The following is a 19,635-nucleotide window of genomic DNA, read 5'->3' as shown; positions in this document are numbered from 1 at the left end:
ATTTTAAAAAAAAGGTAAGGCAAATAAAAGGTTTTGTGCTTTTGTTATTTTTGCAAATTCTTTTATGTTAATAGCACTTAATCCAGCGGAACCTCTTTGTAGCTTAGCTATCAGGCGATAAGTTTTTGTAGATCCTGAATTATTATTAATTACAATAAGCCCCTTCATTACACCAATGGTTGAAGGGGTTTCTAAAATTCCACGGAATAAACCATTTCCCCCAAAAGTCCCTTTAGAATCCCCTTCAATATTTTGAGTCGGCACCAATGCACCTGTAGAATCTGCCAAACTTCCAAGAACAGTTATGTACTTACTATAATCCCCAATAAAACTACTAACATCAGCACTAGGCTCAATGGCAATAGCTGTTTGCACAAGCCAACGGCCAACTTCTAAAGAAATTGTAGTTCCCGTATCTTCCCAAGTATCTTCTGTCGCCAATGTAACTCCAGAAGCTCCTAAAGTTGAAATTGCAATTTTCTTAAAAACAGTAGTTGGCGTTTTTACCAATAGGCCAGTTGCATCTGCTGCTGCAATTGCAAACTGTTCATTGTCGGTATTAGTACCATCAATAATTCTTAAGATATAATCTTTATCACTTTTAATATGTAAATTTGAGGTAGGATTAGTAGTTCCTATTCCTATATTTTGTGCTTTTGAAAACAGCATACAAAACAATAGCGCAGAGCAGCTAAGATAATATTTCATCATTAAAATTTTTTATTAATTTGTTACAATTGGAAATGCATAAAAATTATTCTCGCCCCAAGTGCTTGCTGCCACATTTTTTACAGTCCTGTTATTACTTACATTATAATCTGATCTTGTAGCCCACAGATAATATGTTTTATTTGAAGTTCCTTGGTTATTTATAATAACATTACCATCTATCATACTAAGAGCAACATTACCCTTTAGTACACCAATAATATTGGTGGCAGAATTTGGTTCGCTATCAGCAGTTAATGTGTTGTTAGTATCGTTATCGGAGAAATATAGACTTACAGAAAGAGCTTCAGATGTACTTAAAACGCCTGTAGACAATTGAATAGGAAATGCACATTTAACAACCCATTTACCAGGTGGTAGATTTATAGTTGCACCGGTATAACCGGTATAAGAAGTGTTAGTTCCAAGGTTTACTCCAGTATTATTATTCGTACCAGTTATCTTCATAAGAACATAGGGTTGAGCCCAATCTATATTACCATTTGCATGTACGCGTAATATCTTGCCCTCCCCCATTGTTTTATGTTCTAAACGGACACTCCCCACTGAGTGTAGATTGGCTTGCGGGTTATTAGTATTAAATCCCACATAGCCATAACCTGTTTGCGACTTCATTGGATTAAATGCAATGATAGCAAAGAATAAAAAATATTTAATCATCATAATGTGTTTTCTGAATTACAAAAATAAAAAAAAAAACTAATTACAAATTATACAATTTAAACAACTATAAACTTATAATAATTTAAAAAAAATACCCTAAACAAGGTATTTACATGAATTTAAAACATTTCAACGTGATTGGCTGAAAAATTGATAAATAATATTTATCAATTCAAAAAAAAGCGATTGACAACATTCCAAAACACCAACGGCTTCAAAATCATCCAAAACTGGATGATGGAAAAATCGATTTCGCCTTTTAAATTTCAGGTTCAGACTTGGCAGAAGTTTGGAAGCGGTTACAGCGGAATGGTCATTGCTCCAACCGGTTTTGGGAAAACTTATTCGGTTTTTTTAGCTTTGATTTCTGATTTCCTCAATCATCCAGAAGCCTATCAAAGCGGACTGAAAATGATTTGGATTACCCCACTCCGTTCCCTGTCCAAAGATATCGCCAAAGCGATGCAGGAAGCCATTGACGGAATTGGTCTGGATTGGACAGTCGGCGTCAGAAACGGAGATACAGACCCGAAAATCCGTCAGCAACAGGTCAAAAATATGCCTGAAATTTTGGTGGCAACGCCAGAAAGTTTGCAGTTATTATTAGGACAGAAAAATCATCAGCGTTTTTTCAAAAACATGAAGACAATTGTTGTGGATGAATGGCACGAATTGTTAGGCTCCAAACGTGGTGTTTTGGTAGAGTTGGGAATTTCGCAGCTCAGAAAATATGTTCCGAAACTGAAAATCTGGGGAATCACGGCAACGATTGGAAATCTTGATGAAGCCATGGAAGTTTTGATTCCTTATGATATCAAAAAAACAAAAATTACGGCTAAAGAACATAAGAAAATTGAGATTCTTCCCGTTTTTCCTGACGAAGTTGAGATTCTGCCTTGGGCTGGTCATCTCGGGCAAAAACTGGCAGATAAAGTCGTCCCGATTATCCTCAATTCCAAATCGACGATTGTCTTCACGAATACCAGAAGCCAGAGCGAGATGTGGTACCAGCTTCTGCTGAATGTTTACCCGGATTTTGCCGGACAAATCGCCATCCATCACAGTTCGATAGATTCAGAATTACGAAGCTGGATTGAGGAAAATCTAAGTTCCGGAAAACTGAAAGCGGTTGTTTCTACATCGTCGCTGGATTTGGGAATTGATTTTAAACCGGTTGATACTGTGATTCAAATCGGTTCTGCAAAAGGCGTTGCGAGATTTCTGCAACGTGCCGGCCGAAGCGGTCACTCCCCTTTCGAAACGTCGAAAATCTATTGTGTCCCCACGCATTCTTTAGAACTCATAGAAGTTTCTGCCCTAAAAGAAGCCGTGAGTCAAAACGTTATTGAACCTCGTGAACCGCAGGTTTTATGCTTCGACATTCTGGTTCAGTTCCTGATGACTTTGGCGATTGGCGACGGATTTTATCCTCAAGAAACCTACGAAAGAATCAGGCAGATTTACACGTTTCAGGAGATTACTGATGAAGAATGGAAATCGGTAATCGAATTTCTCACCATTGGCGGAAGTGCTCTGAAAAGCTATGAAGAATATCACAAAGTGGTGGTAATGGAAGATGGCCTACACAAGGTGACATCCCGAAGAATTGCGATGCTGCACCGGATGAATATGGGTGCGATTGTGAGTGATGCGATGCTGAAAGTAAAATTTATTTCCGGCGGCTATATCGGGATGGTGGAAGAATATTTTATCTCGAGGTTAAAAAAAGAAGAGAAATTTATTTTGGCAGGTAGAGTTCTAGAAGTAGCGATGATAAAGGATATGACGGTTTTTGTCCGGGCTTCCAAAGGAAAAGCACAGGCTCCGAGTTATCTGGGCGGGAGATTGCCTTTGAGCTCTAATCTTGGTCAGTTTTTACGTGAAAAATTATCCATTGCTTTAAATCCTAAAGCCTCGGAGAAAGAACTGAAATTTCTGCATCCGCTTTTAATCAATCAGGAAGAACGGTCGCACATTCCGAAAGAGGATGAATTTTTGGTTGAAATGATTAAAACCCGAGAAGGTTATCACCTGTTTATGTATCCTTTCGAAGGGCGATTGGTGCACGAAGTGATGGCCGCTTTGATTGCCTTCCGGATTTCAAAACTGGCGCCGATTTCATTTTCAATGGCGATGAATGATTATGGTTTTGAATTGTTCAGTGATAAGGAAATTCCGCTTAATGAAAAGAATTTAGACACAATTTTAACCCGTGAGAATCTGATGACCGATGTGATTTCCAGCATCAATGCCGCCGAAATGGCACGACGGAAATTCCGTGATATTGCGGTGATTTCCGGAATGGTGGTGCAAAATTTCCCCGGGCAGCAGCGGTCCAACAAATCATTACAAAGTTCTGCCGGATTAATCTTTAAAGTTTTGGAAGACCACGACCCCAATCATTTTTTGGTGCGGCAAGCATACACAGAAGTTTTTAATATGCAGCTTCAGGAACATCGATTGGTAGAAGCTTTTAAAAGAATCGAAAAATCAAAAATCGTCCTGAAATTTGCCAATGCTTTTACACCACTAAGTTTCCCGATAAAAGTCGATAGTCTGCGTCAGACTTTGACGAGTGAGGATTTGGATGCGAGGATCCAGAAATTGATTTTGCAGGCGCGGAAAATTAAATAGTATTTTATTTATTTGGGCAGCTTAACCCGCCCTCCGTTCCCGCTTTTTTATTTCGCTTAGCTCCACAAAAAGAGCTCCACTCAGGTCGGGCTGCAAAGTTTGTCACAAAACAAAATTAGTCAACAGAAACAAAATCTGACAGACATTAGAATAAAAAATGAAAATAGCTACTAAAAATATCAATATTAAAGACGAAGTTTTTACATTAACCAATCAACGGGCGTTGTTTTGGGAAAAAGAAAAAGCATTGATTTTATCAGATTTGCACATCGGGAAAACCGCTCATTTCAGAAAAAACGGCATTGCAATATCCAACCAAATTTTCGAAAATGACTTGCAACGATTATCTATTTTAATTGAATATTTTCAGCCTGAGAAATTTATCGTTGTTGGTGATTTGCTTCACGCCGGAGACAATTCTGAGGTGGATGAATTCTGTTTTTGGAAGAATCAATATCCAGACCTACAATTTTATTTGATAGAAGGCAATCACGATAAAATTTCAAAAAAACTGGAATCAAAATTGTGCCTTAATCATAAATCAAAATCTTTAGAAATTAATGATTTTATTTTCGTTCACGATTTTGAAAAAGAGCAGTCAAAATTCCAAATTACGGGACATATTCACCCCGGATTTGTGATTAATTCTGCTGTTAAAAAAATCAAATTACCTTGCTTTGTCATTTCCGAAAATCAATTGCTATTGCCTGCCTTTAGCGAGTTTACAGGATTAGATACCAAAAATCTCCCTAAAAAAGGAAGATTCTATGTTTTTACAGATTCGGAAATCTATGAAGTTTAAAAATTTATAAGTTGTCGAACCATTTGTAAATATCAGTATCAGAAGAAATACCTAATTTTTTACGGATTCTATTTTTTCGATTTTGTATTGCTTTTGGAGTTACAAAAGTATAAATGGCGATTTCTTTTGTCGTTAATCTTAATTTTAGATAAATACAAAAAATAATTTCTGAATTTTGAAGATTTGCATTAATTTCAGTGAGTTTCAAAAAAAATTCAGGATATGTAGATTTAAATTTACTGAGAAGTCTGGGTGAGTTTTCTTTTGCTAGTCTTAAAATCTCTTCTTCTGGCATATTATGTATATTTCGTTGGTCTTACTATTGATCATTTATTGGTTAAAACATTTAAAATGAAAATCATGAAATTTTAAATAATTTATTAATATTCAATACTTTAAAATTCCGAAAAAAGGATTTCATTAAATAGATGTTATACCTCAAAATTATTACTTAAAGAATAATTATTTTATGATTCTAATCAATGTGGGATGTATTTCTATTGAGAAATCATCTTTTAATTTATTAAATGGCAATTAACCAATTTAATTGTGAAATAAAAACGGATGTGGTACCTAAATGGTATCTCTTTAGAGAATTAGAGAAAAAATTATTTTCTAAAAAAGAATATATGAAAAATGCTTTCTTCAAATAATTATTTCACTTAAATAGATGAATTAATATTAACTACTTTAAAATCAATAATTTATTAATTTCACCTTTGAAGCAGCCTAAAATAAACTCTGTGTAATATTGTTGAGCCTCAAGAGAATGAGTTTTGGGGTGTAATTCCAGCTTTTTAGATAAGATAATTTCTCCTTTATAAGAAATTGAATAATGTGAGAAAATTCTAAAAGTTGAATTTCTAATAGGGTTTGCATAACCTGTAACCGCTATAGACCAATCTGTATTAAACAATTTGGCGACTCCAAGAGACATTTGGTCTGCTATGTTTTCCGAAACACAGTCGCATTCATTTGCTTCTTGTTCGTTTACATGAAGCAAATTTACTTTTTCATCAATCGTGTAAGTAGTAATTCCGCCTTTGTAAAACATTCCTGCGTTAGGCATCTGAGAAAACGTTAGCTGCAGCAAACCAGAGGTAACACTTTCTGCAACAGAAATCGTTTCGTTACTGGTGATCAGCGATTCACTGATATAATTGAGTAGTTTTTCTTGAAATTCCATTGTGTGATTTGGTTTTGGTGATGAAATTGGGCTTCTAAAAATAAATTTTTCTTTCTTCAATTTTTATTAATCCTTCACTTTCCATTTTTTTTAAGGTTCTAATAATGGTTTCAACCCGCATACCCGTTAAATCGGCAATCTGCTGTCGGGTAAGTTGAATGTGGAAGGAATGACGATCTTTACAGTCTGCATAACTTTTAAGATAGTCGAAAAGTCCCGAAATTCGGGCTAAAGGGCTTTGTGATGCCATATTTTGCATCATTAAAACCTTATAATATAATCTGTAAGAAAGGCATTCATTAATCTCTAAAGAAATTTTGGGGTTTTCTTTAATAAGATTGATGAAATTTTTTCTTTGTAGTCGTACTACTTTAGTTTTTTTTAGTGCTATTGCATTTAGAGGATATTTTTTATCAATAAATAACAGAGGTTCCCCAAAACTCTGACCTTCAGCTAAAATATTATGTATAAATTCCTTTCCTTCTTCATTATAATTATTCAGCTTTACAACTCCTTCTAAAATTTGATAATAATATGCCGGAACATCTCCTTCCGAAAAAATTGTTTCTTTTTCCTGATAGATTTTTTCTTCCGCACTGTAAGCTTTCAAAAGTTTTTCATCAATCTTCATGCAACTTATTGTTTTCATAATTATCTGGTTTTTAGTTGAATTATTTCATTGCTCATAAACCGATTCACCAAAAGATGACCTTATTTGAGAATGATACATTACAATATAAACACATATTTTGTGCCATAACTTATTGTCAATTAATATTATTCAAAAAAGAGCATTCAAATTTCAATAAAGTTTATGGTAATTCTATAAAACTACAACTTGTTGATAATTAAAATATTAATAATGAAAATAATTATCTTTTAGCACTGTCTGTCTCCGGTTTTACTGTGGATGAATCACTTTTTATAGTGGTTAAAGTATCAGATTGATCAACAGAATTATTAAAAGGTAAAGTATCTTCTGTAGTTATACTGTCTGATTTGATGGTTCTACCGTTATCGGTTGATTTACAACTTAAAAAAAATGATGACATGCCGATTGTTAGGATTAACTGTTTCATAATAATAATTTATTTGGTGATTTAAAATTTAGTGTTCATAACATTGAATAACGAATATACAGTTAACGCATTATAAATTTTATGATTGTAATCACAAATGGTTTTCATCCATTATTTCATGCTGATAATCATTTATTTAGATAAAATTATCAAACAAAAACATTAATCTTTATCTATGACACATTTTTGGTTAGATTTTTGAAGAGTCAAAAACAATATATTTTATTTCAACACCAAATTATTTTAATATGTCAACAGAAAATCTAAACAGCAGAGAAGCTGTAAAAAAAATTAAAGAATTATCTGAAAAGGCAAAATTCTGCATGTTTTGTACCGAATTAGATACAGTTCCTATTAATACGAGACCAATGGGACTTCAAGAAACTGATGAAGAGGGAAACCTTTGGTTCATTAGTAGCGATACCAGCAATAAAAATTTTCAGATTAAGGATGACGATAGGGTTCAGTTGCTTTTCATGAATAATTCTGATTCAGAATATCTTTCGGTTTTTGGTAATGCAACAATTTATAAAGATAGAGCTACCATTGAAGATAAGTGGTCGCCAATGGCAAATGCGTGGTTCGATGGCAAAGAAGATCCCAATGTATCTATTATAAAAGTCGCTCCAAAAGATACGTATTATTGGGATACAAAAGCTGGTAAACTTGTAAGTCTTCTCAGTTTTGCTGCAGCTGCAATCAGCGGAACTAAAACCGATAATTCGGATGGTGTAGAAGGAAAAGCTTCGGTCTGATTGATTAAAAATTTTCTCTGTTAAACCCTAAAACTAAAAATCATGATATTTGAAAGTGAGCCAAATCCTATTGTACACGAAACCAATTCTTCCAATGCGGGAAATATTGGAAAAGTCTCTCAGGTTATAAGTTTTAGCGGAGAAAAATCTTTTATACTTAATTCTCTTCAAAGGATTAAAAACAGCAGTATCTGTGAACTGAAAAAGAAAATTTTAGATACTTTTATTTCAGAATATACTGCGAATTTCTCAGGTTATGTAGAAAATGATTTTTACAATATGGAGAAGGAGAATTATAAAGTTTCCCATTCTTATGCGAAAAGTTCGTTCGAAAAAGTAATAAGAGATCAGGAATATCTTCATAAAATTATCACTACACTTAATCTTGAATAAAATTTTGTGTAGTGATAATATTTAATCTGCAATAAAGTTTTTCTTTGCGAGTTCTTTTCTCACTCTGCTAAGACTTTCTGGTGTTATACCCAAGTAAGAAGCGATCATCCACTGAGGAACACGCAACATGAGATCTGGATACATTTTTATAAATTTAAGATATCTTTCTTCTGCAGTTTCTCCTAACAGAGAATTTATCCTGTCCTGAAGGCTTTTAACATGTTTTTGCAGAAGCAAATCATTTCTTTCTATACTGTTAGGAAACTCTTCCAACAGTCTTTTGAAAAAATCGTGTTCTAAAAACAAAACCTCAGAATCTTCTACAGCTTCAATATAATAATTAGATTTATCGCTGAAATAAAGACTGGTTCTGTCGCCAATAAGCCAATTTTCTGGTGCAAATTGTATAATGTGTTCTTTTCCGTTTTTATCGATAGAATACATTCTTAGCAAACCTTTTTCAACAAAAAAAGTGTACTTGCAGACTTCTCCTGCCTGTAAAAGAAACTCGTGTTTTAATATTTTCTTTGAAGAATATTGCAAAGAACACATATTGAGTTTTTCAGCAGGAACTTCAAAGACGTTGGATAAATAATTTTGAATATTTTTCATTACAGAATTTGGCTTAGCGATATATTGTTGTGCGAAGCATGGTTTACCACTACTCCATTTTCAATGACCAAAAATTGTGGACTTTCGTGACGAACACCAAAATCTTCTGCTATTTTATTAGATATAGGTCGAAATGCCAATAAATCAAGATAATACAGATATTCTACAACCTCTTTATTTTCAGACTGTTTTATTTTTTTTTCAAAATTACGGAGTACCGTTTTGCTAATAAAACAACTTGTAGAATGTTTAAAAATTCCTATTTTATGACGATAAGAATTATCAATAGCTTTCATTAAATCTTCTTCAGATTCTATAGAATTCCATTGGTGTTTTTCTTCCAGTTCGTCATTTTTTCCACCAAATATTTTATCAAAAAAACTCATACTTTAAATTGTTTTAGATGATGATCCAGATGTTTATACTCTAAAAATCCCCAGTCTTTTTCCCGCATTCTACCGAAAAGTTCATGTTTTAGCGGTAACTGATGATTTAGGTATGCATTTTTGTATTCATCCAGTCTTACGAGCAGATTATTTCTTGCCTGCTCAAAGTCACAGTCAAAATTAACGATAACTTTTTTAAATGTAGGCATATTTCGCGGAATTCCATTATTGAAAGCAGAAATTTCGTATTTTGTTACAACTCCAACAATACGAAAAAGCCAAAATACAGACGGAATTTTTAAGCTGCCCAATGCAATCTGTAAAATTTTATCACAATGAAGCATCATCTGAGCAACATTCATCTTTCCCCATTTATTTTGAGATTTAGTAGACAGTTGCAGAATTCGACGCTTTATTTCTTCGAAATCTTCTTCGTTATGCAAACTTTTATATGGCATAAATTATTTAATTAATTACTCATCAACAGTCATAAAGTTTTCTAATAATTATAAAATCTTTCATAAATGCCGATTTGTCCGAATTTAATTTTATGGACAAGTTTTTGAAGGTTAATTTTGGTAAATTTAATTAATAATTCTATCTTTTCTCTATGAAAAAAGCCCTTATTATCGTCGATGTACAGAATGACTTCTGTGAAGGTGGTGCATTAGCCGTTCCTGAAGCCAATTCTATTATTCCATATATTAATCTTTTGATGCAGGAAAACCAGTACGACCAGATTGTTCTTACTCAAGACTGGCATCCGGCAAATCATAAAAGTTTTGCAAGCAATAATAACCGTAAAGTAGGTGAAAGCATCATTCTGAATGGTGTTCCTCAGTTTATGTGGCCAGATCATTGTGTAGAAGGTACTTTTGGTGCAGAATTCCACAAGGATCTAAATCGTGATAAAGTTACCCACATCATTCAAAAAGGTAAAAATACGGAGATTGACAGCTATAGTGGTTTTCAGGACAATAACCATTTTATGAAAACAGGATTGGATGATTTCTTAAAATACCACGAAATTCAACTGGTGGAAATTGTTGGTCTAGCTTTAGATTATTGCGTAAAATTTACCGCTTTGGATGCTGTTTCCAACGGATATATTACTTGTGTGCATTTTAACGGAACAAAAGCTGTTAACGTAAAACCTGATAATGGTAAAGACGCCATTTATGAAATGGTTCAGAAAGGTGTAACCATTTTGGGCTAAAATAAAATTGAGATTTATAAAAAACAAAAAAAGCAGTTTTACGAATGGTAAAACTGCTTTTTTAATTGTTAAAATCTAAAAATATTAAAGCATTTTCAGATTATTTACTTCAAGTTCGGTGAGAATTCTCCAATGTCCTCTTTTAATATTTTTCTTAGTAAGACCAGCAAACATTACGCGGTCTAATGCTTCAACTTCATAGCCTAATCTTTGGAATATTCTTCGGATAACACGGTTCCAGCCAATATGAATTTCAATACCTATTTCAGTTTTTGGTTTTCCTTCAATGAAAGAAATCTGGTCTACCACTGCAACTCCCTCATCCAAACGAATTCCTTCTGCAATTAACTTCATATCTTCATGAGTTAATTTTTTATCCAAAGTTACATGGTAAATTTTCTTGGCATCAAAAGACGGATGGGTAAGTTTTTTCGTCATGTGCCCGTCATTCGTTAAAAGGATAACTCCAGTTGTAGAACGATCTAGCCTTCCCACGGGAAAAAGACGGTAAGGTGAAGCATTGGCAACAAGATCCATCACCGTTTTTCTTGCTTTGTCATCTTTCGTTGTAGAAATATAACCCTTAGGCTTGTTAAGAAGTACATAAACAGGTTTTTCGGGCGTAATGCTTTGTCCATCGAAAACCACTTTATCAGTTTTCTGAACCTGATAACCCATTTCTGTTATCACTTTTCCGTTAACTTCTACCAATCCCTGAGTAATAAGTTCATCTGCCTCTCTCCTGCTGCATATTCCTGAATTGGCAATATACTTATTAAGACGGATTGAATCTTTATGAACATCTTTCTCAACTTTTTTGAATCTTCTTTGCTGAACAAATGATCTGGCTTTATCACCATCTTTTTCTTCTGCTGCATTGGGTCTTCTGCCATATTTCAGACTACCTCTTTCATATTTATTTCTTGTATCGAAATTTTTGCCACCACCTCTTTTAGGGCTGAAAGATTTCTTTTCTTCTCCCGCATTGGTAATATATGGCTCTTTTTCGATTTTCGAATATTTTTTTTCCATTCTCGCCTCATAGCTTGTATTACTTCTTCTGGAATCAGAATTACGTTCTCCTGCTTTCGGGAAAGGTTTTTTGAAAGGTTTTGAACCGGAATTTCCGGATTTGGAAGCGCGAGAACCATCAGAATTATTTCTTGTTGAACTTCTTGGTCTTTTGGGTTTTCCTGAATTGTTGTCTCTGCTCATGCTAAATATTTCTGCAAAGATACTATATTTAATAACGAGTTAAAAATTAGAATCATAACTTTGTACTGCTTTTATAATACAAACCTAAATAATCATCATAATGATTACCATATTAGACCATAGTTTTTCTCAGCTTAATCAGTTTATCTCTGAAAAAAAATTCAGTAAAATTTTTATTTTGGTTGACGAAAACACCCATGAATACTGCCTTCCACTATTTTTGGCAAATCTGGAAACAGAAATCAGTTTCGAAATCTTGGAAATTGAGCCGGGAGAAGAAATGAAAAATATCCAGACAGCCAACCAGCTTTGGGAAATTCTTACCGAAATGCATGCAGACAGAAAAGCTTTGCTCATTAATCTGGGAGGAGGAGTTATTACGGATATGGGAGGTTTTGTAGCGTCTACCTATAAAAGAGGAATTCAGTTTATTAATATTCCCACTACTCTTTTGTCGATGTGCGATGCGTCTATCGGCGGTAAAACAGGAATTGATCTAATGAATTATAAAAATATGGTAGGAACTTTTGCTTTTCCGGAGCAAATTTATTTCTATCCAAAATTTTTAGAAACCCTTCCTGCCAAAGAATTAAAAAGTGGTTTTGCCGAAATGTTGAAGCATGGCTTAATTGCCGATAAATTGCATTGGGAAGAATTAATTCAAATTCAAAGTTTGGATGCTTTGGGAATTGAAAAATTTATTCCTAATTCTATGAATATAAAGCAGGAAATTGTGAATGCCGATTGTTTTGAAAAAAATATTAGAAAGACGCTCAACTTCGGACATACCATTGGTCATGCAATAGAAAGTCTTTGCCTTGAAGACGGAAAGCCAATTCTACATGGTGAAGCAGTAGCATTGGGAATGATTTGCGAAACGCATCTTGCTTATCTGGAAAATCTTATTGATGAAAAAACATCAGAATTAGTAATTCATCACATTCAGAGATATTTTTCCTTCTTAGATATTAGTTCTTATGAAGATTCTAAAATTTTCGATTTGCTGCTGAACGATAAAAAAAATGTAGATGAAAAAATAAACTTTTCTTTAATTACTGGTATTGGATCTTGTACATTCGACTATCAATGCAGTACTGAAAATATTACAAAAGCCCTTAATTTTTACCGAAAATTGAGTGAATATTAATTCAAAAAAATAAAAATTGTTAAAATTAATATTTAATACATAATAAATTAATAGTTTGATTTTCAGATAAATAAAAAATCATCAATTCGTTGAGAGTTGATGATTTTTCATTTTAACCAACAATTTTTCGTTTTGGCAAACAATTTGAAAGATACCACCCGTCCAATAATAAAAGTTGGGTAGTAAAATTTAAAATTAGAATTAGTAAAATATTAAAAATTTAAGTTATGAAAAAGTTAATTTTAGGAATCGCAGTTTTGTCAACTTCTTTGGCATTTGCTCAGACAACTACTCCAAAATCGTCATCTTCGGATGTTAGATTTGGTGTAAAAGCTGGTATGAACGTTTCTTCTTTATCTAAAGATGCTGGTTTGGAAGATCAAAAATCTAAAATAGGATTTAATGCAGGGGTATTTGCAACAATTCCTGTAGCTGAGTCTTTCAGCATTCAACCGGAAGTTTTATATAACCAGTTAGGTGCTAAAGTGGATAGCAAAAATGAATATACATTAGCAGGAATCACAACAAAAAACGTTGAGTCTTATTCAACTAAATTTGATTATATCTCTGTACCAGTAATGTTCCAGTATAATTTTGTCCCTAATTTTTATGTAGAAGCTGGTCCGGAATTTGGATTCATGATTTCTGCAAAAAACAAAGGTGACAGAACAACTACTGTTACTAACGGAACGAACGTATCTACAAGTACAGCAAGTTATACCGAAAACATCAACAAAGATAATTTAAGTACTTTCAACTTCGGAATTGGTCTTGGTGCAGGTTATTATTTCACAGATAATCTTGGGATTACTGCAAGATATACTGCTGGTGTAACAGATGTGGCAAAAAACAGACCTAACGGTTCGGATGCTATTAGAAACAACAACTTCCAAGTTGGTTTAGCATATAAATTCTAAGAAGCTGAAAATCTAACAAACAATTTTGATTTCAATAAAAGGTCAGCTCTATTTCTGGAGCTGACCTTTACTTTTATTTCTTTTTTTAATCCCATGCTTAGCATACAAAAAAGCGGATTTTATTCTAAAATAATTCGTGTTATGCCCCTATTGGCAAGCACTTTGCAAAATAAAAGTACCTGTATGAAGTATCAGGTATTAAAACAAAAGTAAAATTTAATTTTAAAATTATGAAGAAGTTATTTCTAGGAATGGCAGTAGCTGCCACATCGTTGGTATATGCACAGGAAGTAAAACCAGAACCAGCTCCAGCTCCTATTCCTCCAATGAAGGTAAAAGAACCGGTAAGATTCGGTATTAAAGGAGCGGCTACCGCTTCACAGTTCAGTGAGCAGAAATTGGCTGCCAAAAATCAGAAAATAGGTTTTAATGCAGGTGTATTTGTGAATGTACCATTATCAGAAAAATTTGCATTACAGCCAGAGGTTTTATACAACCAAATGGGTGCTAAAAGTGTTGTTTCAGATAATGAAGTAAGTAATGGTTCTACTACAGTAAGAACGAAACAGGATTATACAACAACTCTTAATTATATCTCTGTACCTTTAATGCTTCAGATGAAGCCGGCACATAATTTTTATGTTGAAGCTGGACCAGAATTCAGTTATTTTCTGGATGGAAAATACAAAGGTGAAACTACAACATCAACCACCGTTTCAGGTACAACAACTACACAAACTTTATCTGCTTCAGAAAGCATCAACAAAGATGATATCAAGAAATTTAATGTAGGTTTGGGAATAGGTCTTGGATATTATTTCACTCCTAATTTAGGAATTAATGCAAGATATGTAAACAGCTTAACGCACATTTACAACAATTCTGATGCTGTAACCGATGCTCAGAAAAACATCAATACTAACAGAGTATTTCAGTTAGGATTAAACTATAAATTCTAAACAAATCTTAATTTCAATAGAAAGGTCAGGCTTTATGATGAAGCCTGACCTTTCTATTGTATATAATTAAAACTTAAATTTAATATTGAATTTAGATTTTAGATTTTAAATAATAGAAAAAAAATAACCAAATGTAAACATTTGATTATCAGATAGTTATGTGGAGAATACGGGGATCGAACCCGTCACCTTTAGACTGCCAGTCTAACGCTCTAGCCAGATGAGCTAATTCCCCAATTTTTTCAGTTTTGCAAATGTAAGTATTTATCTGTTACTTGACAATTTTTGTATAAGAAAAACGTGCACCGAACGAACGATACACGTTTTAACAAGATTAAATATATCAATAACTAACTATTTTACTTCCAGCCACCTCCTAAAGCTTGATACAATTTTACTGCTGCTCTCATTTTATTGTATTCAGCATTAGAAATATTGAGTTCTGCATTTAAAGAATTTACACTCGCATTCAGAACTTCAAGGTAATTTGCCATACCGTAGTTAACAAGCTCCTGAGAGAAATCAACAGATTTTTGATACGATTGGAGTTCTTTTTTCTTCAGATCAATAAAAGAATCCTGTACAGAAAAAACTTTAATAGCATCCGAAACTTCTTTTCCTGCATTCAAAATAGTTTTTCTGAAATTAAGATAAGCTGTTTCTTTATTGGCTAAACTCACTTCATAATTGGTTTTTATCTGTCTTCTGTTTAATACCGGTTGTGCCAAACCTGTAACAACATTCGCAAACAATGAATTTACGCTGAATAAATGATCGATATCTACCGACTGCACACCTCCACTTCCTGTTAATCTCAAAGTAGGATAAAATTGTGCTCTGGCAACATTTGTAAGCTCAAATGCATTCATCAGATTAAATTCTGCTCTCATCACATCGGGACGGTTAGAAAGTAAATTAACCGGGAAACCAACCGCCAAAGTATTTGGTATTTTCTGAGATTCTAAAGTCGTTCTTTCTATTTTCTGAGAAGGAATTCCAATTAATAAGCTTACAGTATTTTCTAATAAAGAAATTTGGGTATCAATATCAATAAGCAAAGATTTAGCGTTATAAACCAAAGCCTGACTTTGCTGAACGGCAACTTCTGTAAGAACACCAGCATCTTTTAAAGCTTTTGTAGTCTCTAAATTATCTTCACGTAATTTTATGGTTTTCTGAATGATTTTTTTTTGATCATCAAACGTTAACAGCTGAAAATATGCCGAAGCAATCGAAGCAACCAAATCACTTTTTACAGCTTTATGAGCAGCTAAAGTCCCGAGATAAGTTGCAAGCTGAGCCTTTTGCTGAGATTTCAGTTTACCCCAAATATCTGCTTCCCAACCGATACTAGCAGTGATATCGAATTGGTTTACATATCTTCTTTCACCAATAATTTGCCCAAACTGTGTGTTGATAGACTGGGTCTGAAAAGTATAGTTCGGTCCAACAGATACAGTGGGTTCGTATGCAGCTTTTGCCTGTTTAAGATAAGCTTCTGCAGAAATAATATTCTGTACAGCAATTCTTACATCGAGATTATTTTCTAAAGCTCTGTCTATATGCTTTTGAAGAACAGGATCCGTAAAAATTTCCTTCCAGGAAACGTTCCCGATGCTCATACTATCTTTTGGAAGCATATCGGTTCGGTAAAGTTTTTCGTCAACCGCATTTTGTGGCCTTTCGTATTCTTTCCTTACCATACACGATGACAATACAGCCAATGTTAAAACAGAAAAAGCAGTTCCTTTTATGATTATAGATAAATTTTTCATTTTTAAATCTTCAAGATTTTTATTCAGCTAGATTGATGTCTTCTTGTTTTATAGGTTTTATTTTTTCCTGAAGAGTCTGGAAAATAACATACAAAACAGGAATTACAAATACGCCTAAAATAGTTCCTATTAACAAACCAATAGCGGCTCCGGTTGCAATAGATCTGTTTCCAACAGCTCCAATTCCGCTTGCTAAAACCAATGGAAGCAATCCGAAAATGAAAGCCAAAGAAGTCATTAAAATAGGTCTCAATCTCGCTTTAGAAGCATTAATAGCAGAAGTTACAATACTTTCGCCATGATGTCTTCTCTGCACAGCAAATTCAACAATTAAAATGGCATTTTTTGCCAATAATCCCACCAACATAATTAATGCAATCTGAAAGTAAATATTGTTTTCCAAGCCCATTATTTTCTGTCCAAAATATGCTCCCATTACGCCTAAAGGTAACGAAATTACAACCGTTAAAGGAAGAATATAACTTTCGTACTGTGCAGCCAAAATAAAGTAAACAAATACCAAACTCAATGCAAAAATAAGTACAGTTTGAGATCCGGAAGCAAGTTCTTCTCGGGATAAACCAGTAAATTCAACCGAATAGTTCTGATCCAGCGTTTCTCCGGCAACCTGCTGCACTGCTGCAATTGCATCTCCGGAACTGTATCCTGCAGCGTTAGCTCCTGTAATCTTAACAGAAGTAAATAAGTTGTATCTGCCTACAGACTGTGGTCCATACGTTTTTTTAAGAGTTACAAACTGAGAAATTGGTGCCATTGCACCTTGATTTGTTTTTACATACAACTGATTCAAGCTTTCGGCGTTTTCTCTGTTTTCGGGCAATGCCTGAACCATTACTCTAAACTGTTTTCCGTATTTGGTAAAATCTGCACTGTAAATTCCTCCAATATAACCCTGCATTGTTTCTAAAATAGAATTCACAGAAATCCCTTTTTGTTTGGCTAAAGGAACATTAATCTCCATTTGATATTGCGGATATTTTGTATTAAATGAAGTTTGTGCAAATTCTATTTCTGGTCTTTTCATCAAGTTACCAATCAGTTCATTGGTTTTTTGATCGAGTTCAGAAAAATCTCCGCCTGCTTTATCAAGCAAAACCATTTCAAAACCGGCACTGTTACCAAATCCCGGAACACTCGGCGGTTGAAAAAACACCACTTTGGCATCCGGAACTTTCCCTACCAATCCAAAAAGTTTTTTAGTAATTTCTTCTGAAGATAAACCTTCTCCTTTTCTGTCATTAAAAGGTTTTAGTTTAACAAAGGCAAGACCGTTATTACTTCCGTTTCCAGACAATAATCCTCGTCCTGTAGAGATTGTTACATTCTGAATTCCCGGAATCTTTAATGCACTTGCCTGAAGAGTTTTCAAGACATTATAGGTTCTTTCCATCGACGCTCCCGGTGGAAGCTGAACATCTGTAAAGATAATTCCGCGGTCTTCTGTAGGAACGAAACCTTTTTTCATGGTTGAACTTGTCCAGAAGATAATTCCCCCAGTAATTGCAAAAATGATTAGAGTAACCCATTTATGCTTAATGAGAAAAGTAAATCCTTTAGCATAACGTTCAGTTATCGTTCTAAAAGCGATATTAAACTTATAAAAGAACTTCTGAATGAAATTTTTATTTTTATAATCTTCGTGATGAGCATCATGAGGCTTTAAAAATAATGAACACAAAACCGGACTTAATGTTAATGCATTAATCGCTGAAATTACAATAGCAATAATTAACGTAATACCAAACTGTTGGTAAAAAACACCAGTTGGACCCGTAATGAAAGTAACCGGAATAAATACCGCTGCCATAACCAGTGTAATTGATATAATTGCTCCGGTAATCTCATCCATTGCTTCGATAGTTGCTTTTTTAGCATTCGAAATTCCGTTTTCCATTTTGGCATGAACAGCTTCTACAACAACAATCGCATCATCCACCACAATACCGATTGCCAATACCAATGCAAATAACGTTAAGAGGTTTAATGAATATCCAAATAAATTCAGAAAGAAAAATGTTCCCACAATAGATACCGGAACTGCTATCGCAGGAATTAATGTGGATCGGAAATCCTGCAAGAATATATACACCACAATAAATACAAGGATAAACGCTTCTATTAAGGTGTGAATAACTTTTTCGATGGAGGCATCCAAAAATTCGTTGGTATCGAAGTTAAAGGTATATTTTACACCTTCGGGATAAGTGCTTTCATTGGCTTTAAGCTGAGCTTTAATTTTTTCGATAATTTCCTGAGCGTTAGATCCCGGAGTTTGAAATATCCCCATACTGATGGATGGATTATTTCCGTTTTCACCAACACCTGAATAGGAAAGTCCGCCCAATTCTACCTTTGCAACATCTTTCAGCATTAAATTCTGTCCGTCTGGTAAAGCTTTTACAATAATATTATCATATTGTTCCTTATCGCTGAATTTACCAACATATTTAATGATATATTCAAAAGCACTTCCGCTGTTTTGTCCCAAAGAACCTGCTGCAGCTTCTCTACTCTGCTCGTTGATAGCAGTAGTAACATCTGTAGGCGTAATTCCGTAAGCTGCTAACTTTGCAGGATCCAGCCAAACTCTCATTGAATAGTTTTTTCCACCAAAAACATTAGCTTCTCCTACTCCATTAATTCTCTGAAGATTCGGAATAACATTAATATTCAGAAAGTTCTGAAGATAAACATCATCAATATTTTTATTTTCAGAATAGAAAGAAAGATACATTAATGCACTGGTCTGCTGTTTCTGTGTTACAACACCAGAACGCGTAACTTCACTTGGCAATAGAGGACTTGCTCTCGATACACGGTTCTGAACATTTACCGCAGCAATATCGGGATCTATTCCCTGCTTAAAAAACACCTGAATTTGTGCAGAACCATCATTACCAGCAGTTGAAGTAATGTAATCCATCCCTTCCACTCCATTAATTTGTTCTTCTAAAGGAACGACAACACTTTTCATTACAGTTTCGGCATTCGCACCAGTATAATTGGCTCTTACACTTACCGTTGGCGGTGCAATGTCCGGATATTGAGTAACAGGAAGTGAAGTAAGCCCCAAAACTCCCAAAATAACGATGAGAATGGAAATTACAGTGGATAAAACCGGTCTGTTAATAAACTTTTTTATCATA

At 34.1% G+C, this 19,635-nt stretch carries 20 protein-coding genes and 1 tRNA gene; 8 read left to right on the top strand and 13 right to left on the bottom strand.

Translation table 11 applies throughout. The annotated features are described in order from the left end of the window. Positions 1–3: 3 nt before the first annotated feature. Positions 4–711, bottom strand: a complete 708-nt coding sequence (locus MTP08_RS06190; protein WP_243577531.1) for a hypothetical protein — start codon at positions 709–711, stop codon at positions 4–6. 12 nt (positions 712–723) lie between these two features. Further along, a complete protein-coding gene (locus tag MTP08_RS06185) occupies positions 724–1,392 on the bottom strand; it encodes a hypothetical protein (RefSeq protein WP_243577530.1) in 669 nt (222 codons plus the stop codon). Between the two features lie 234 nt (positions 1,393–1,626). On the opposite strand from MTP08_RS06185, the gene MTP08_RS06180 reads away from it, so the two are divergent. Continuing rightward, a complete protein-coding gene (locus tag MTP08_RS06180; RefSeq protein ID WP_394803771.1) occupies positions 1,627–4,026 on the top strand; it encodes a ligase-associated DNA damage response DEXH box helicase in 2,400 nt (799 codons plus the stop codon). Positions 4,027–4,183: 157 nt separating this feature from the next. Further along, the gene (pdeM, locus tag MTP08_RS06175) at positions 4,184–4,828 is read left to right on the top strand and encodes a ligase-associated DNA damage response endonuclease PdeM (RefSeq protein WP_243577528.1); all 645 of its coding nucleotides are present in this window, start codon (positions 4,184–4,186) and stop codon (positions 4,826–4,828) included. 4 nt (positions 4,829–4,832) lie between these two features. Here the strand turns inward: pdeM and MTP08_RS06170 are convergent, their stop codons facing one another. From MTP08_RS06170 to MTP08_RS06155, 4 genes are all read right to left on the bottom strand, one after another. After that, positions 4,833–5,123: a helix-turn-helix transcriptional regulator gene (locus MTP08_RS06170; protein ID WP_209389330.1), complete on the bottom strand. Its 291-nt coding sequence runs from the start codon at positions 5,121–5,123 to the stop codon at positions 4,833–4,835. Between the two features lie 390 nt (positions 5,124–5,513). Next, positions 5,514–6,014, bottom strand: coding sequence for a CinA family protein (locus MTP08_RS06165; RefSeq protein WP_243577527.1), 501 nt, complete (start codon positions 6,012–6,014; stop codon positions 5,514–5,516). 34 nt (positions 6,015–6,048) lie between these two features. After that, positions 6,049–6,663 carry a Crp/Fnr family transcriptional regulator gene (locus MTP08_RS06160; protein ID WP_243577526.1) on the bottom strand — a complete coding sequence of 205 codons (615 nt, stop codon included), beginning with the start codon at positions 6,661–6,663 and terminating at the stop codon, positions 6,049–6,051. Between the two features lie 223 nt (positions 6,664–6,886). After that, positions 6,887–7,093 (bottom strand): hypothetical protein, encoded by a 207-nt coding sequence (locus tag MTP08_RS06155; RefSeq protein ID WP_243577525.1) that lies wholly within the window; start codon positions 7,091–7,093, stop codon positions 6,887–6,889. A 248-nt stretch (positions 7,094–7,341) separates the two neighbouring features. Between MTP08_RS06155 and MTP08_RS06150 the strand changes: the two genes are divergently transcribed. Together MTP08_RS06150 and MTP08_RS06145 are read left to right on the top strand one after the other, a co-directional pair. Beyond that, positions 7,342–7,848: a pyridoxamine 5'-phosphate oxidase family protein gene (locus MTP08_RS06150; protein ID WP_243577524.1), complete on the top strand. Its 507-nt coding sequence runs from the start codon at positions 7,342–7,344 to the stop codon at positions 7,846–7,848. A 42-nt stretch (positions 7,849–7,890) separates the two neighbouring features. After that, a complete protein-coding gene (locus tag MTP08_RS06145) occupies positions 7,891–8,241 on the top strand; it encodes a hypothetical protein (protein ID WP_243577523.1) in 351 nt (116 codons plus the stop codon). Positions 8,242–8,262: 21 nt separating this feature from the next. Here MTP08_RS06145 and MTP08_RS06140 read toward each other — a convergent pair whose 3' ends face one another. From MTP08_RS06140 to MTP08_RS06130, 3 genes are read right to left on the bottom strand one after another with little or no spacing between them, the layout of a single operon-like run. Then, positions 8,263–8,853, bottom strand: coding sequence for a Crp/Fnr family transcriptional regulator (locus MTP08_RS06140; RefSeq protein ID WP_243577522.1), 591 nt, complete (start codon positions 8,851–8,853; stop codon positions 8,263–8,265). Beyond that, complete coding sequence (gene ytxJ / locus MTP08_RS06135) at positions 8,853–9,239, bottom strand: bacillithiol system redox-active protein YtxJ (protein WP_243577521.1); 387 nt, start codon at positions 9,237–9,239, stop codon at positions 8,853–8,855. Before ytxJ ends, MTP08_RS06140 begins: the two co-directional genes overlap by 1 nt. After that, complete coding sequence (locus MTP08_RS06130; protein ID WP_243577520.1) at positions 9,236–9,697, bottom strand: DUF1569 domain-containing protein; 462 nt, start codon at positions 9,695–9,697, stop codon at positions 9,236–9,238. Before MTP08_RS06130 ends, ytxJ begins: the two co-directional genes overlap by 4 nt. A 152-nt stretch (positions 9,698–9,849) precedes the next feature. Between MTP08_RS06130 and pncA the strand changes: the two genes are divergently transcribed. Then, positions 9,850–10,455 carry a bifunctional nicotinamidase/pyrazinamidase gene (pncA, locus tag MTP08_RS06125; RefSeq protein WP_243577519.1) on the top strand — a complete coding sequence of 202 codons (606 nt, stop codon included), beginning with the start codon at positions 9,850–9,852 and terminating at the stop codon, positions 10,453–10,455. An 84-nt stretch (positions 10,456–10,539) separates the two neighbouring features. Here the strand turns inward: pncA and MTP08_RS06120 are convergent, their stop codons facing one another. Continuing rightward, positions 10,540–11,670: a pseudouridine synthase gene (locus MTP08_RS06120; protein ID WP_243577518.1), complete on the bottom strand. Its 1,131-nt coding sequence runs from the start codon at positions 11,668–11,670 to the stop codon at positions 10,540–10,542. Between the two features lie 100 nt (positions 11,671–11,770). On the opposite strand from MTP08_RS06120, the gene aroB reads away from it, so the two are divergent. From aroB to MTP08_RS06105, 3 genes are all read left to right on the top strand, one after another. Further along, the gene (aroB, locus tag MTP08_RS06115; RefSeq protein ID WP_243577517.1) at positions 11,771–12,817 is read left to right on the top strand and encodes a 3-dehydroquinate synthase; all 1,047 of its coding nucleotides are present in this window, start codon (positions 11,771–11,773) and stop codon (positions 12,815–12,817) included. 227 nt (positions 12,818–13,044) lie between these two features. Continuing rightward, on the top strand, positions 13,045–13,734 hold the full coding sequence (locus MTP08_RS06110; RefSeq protein WP_243577516.1) for a porin family protein: 690 nt from the start codon (positions 13,045–13,047) through the stop codon (positions 13,732–13,734). 230 nt (positions 13,735–13,964) lie between these two features. Further along, the gene (locus MTP08_RS06105) at positions 13,965–14,693 is read left to right on the top strand and encodes a porin family protein (RefSeq protein WP_243577515.1); all 729 of its coding nucleotides are present in this window, start codon (positions 13,965–13,967) and stop codon (positions 14,691–14,693) included. Positions 14,694–14,854: 161 nt separating this feature from the next. Here the strand turns inward: MTP08_RS06105 and MTP08_RS06100 are convergent. From MTP08_RS06100 to MTP08_RS06090, 3 genes are all read right to left on the bottom strand, one after another. Continuing rightward, positions 14,855–14,928: transfer RNA gene (locus tag MTP08_RS06100), tRNA-Ala, on the bottom strand. Positions 14,929–15,052: 124 nt separating this feature from the next. After that, complete coding sequence (locus MTP08_RS06095) at positions 15,053–16,468, bottom strand: efflux transporter outer membrane subunit (protein WP_243577514.1); 1,416 nt, start codon at positions 16,466–16,468, stop codon at positions 15,053–15,055. A gap of 19 nt (positions 16,469–16,487) precedes the next feature. After that, positions 16,488–19,634 carry an efflux RND transporter permease subunit gene (locus tag MTP08_RS06090; RefSeq protein WP_243577513.1) on the bottom strand — a complete coding sequence of 1,049 codons (3,147 nt, stop codon included), beginning with the start codon at positions 19,632–19,634 and terminating at the stop codon, positions 16,488–16,490. Between the last annotated feature and the right edge of the window lies 1 nt (position 19,635).

It is taken from the genome of Chryseobacterium oryzae, assembly GCF_022811665.1.
In the GTDB taxonomy this organism is placed as follows: Bacteria; Bacteroidota; Bacteroidia; order Flavobacteriales; family Weeksellaceae; genus Chryseobacterium; species Chryseobacterium oryzae.
Note: the sequence above shows the minus strand (reverse complement) of the source record. Positions and strands in the feature narration are given on the sequence as shown.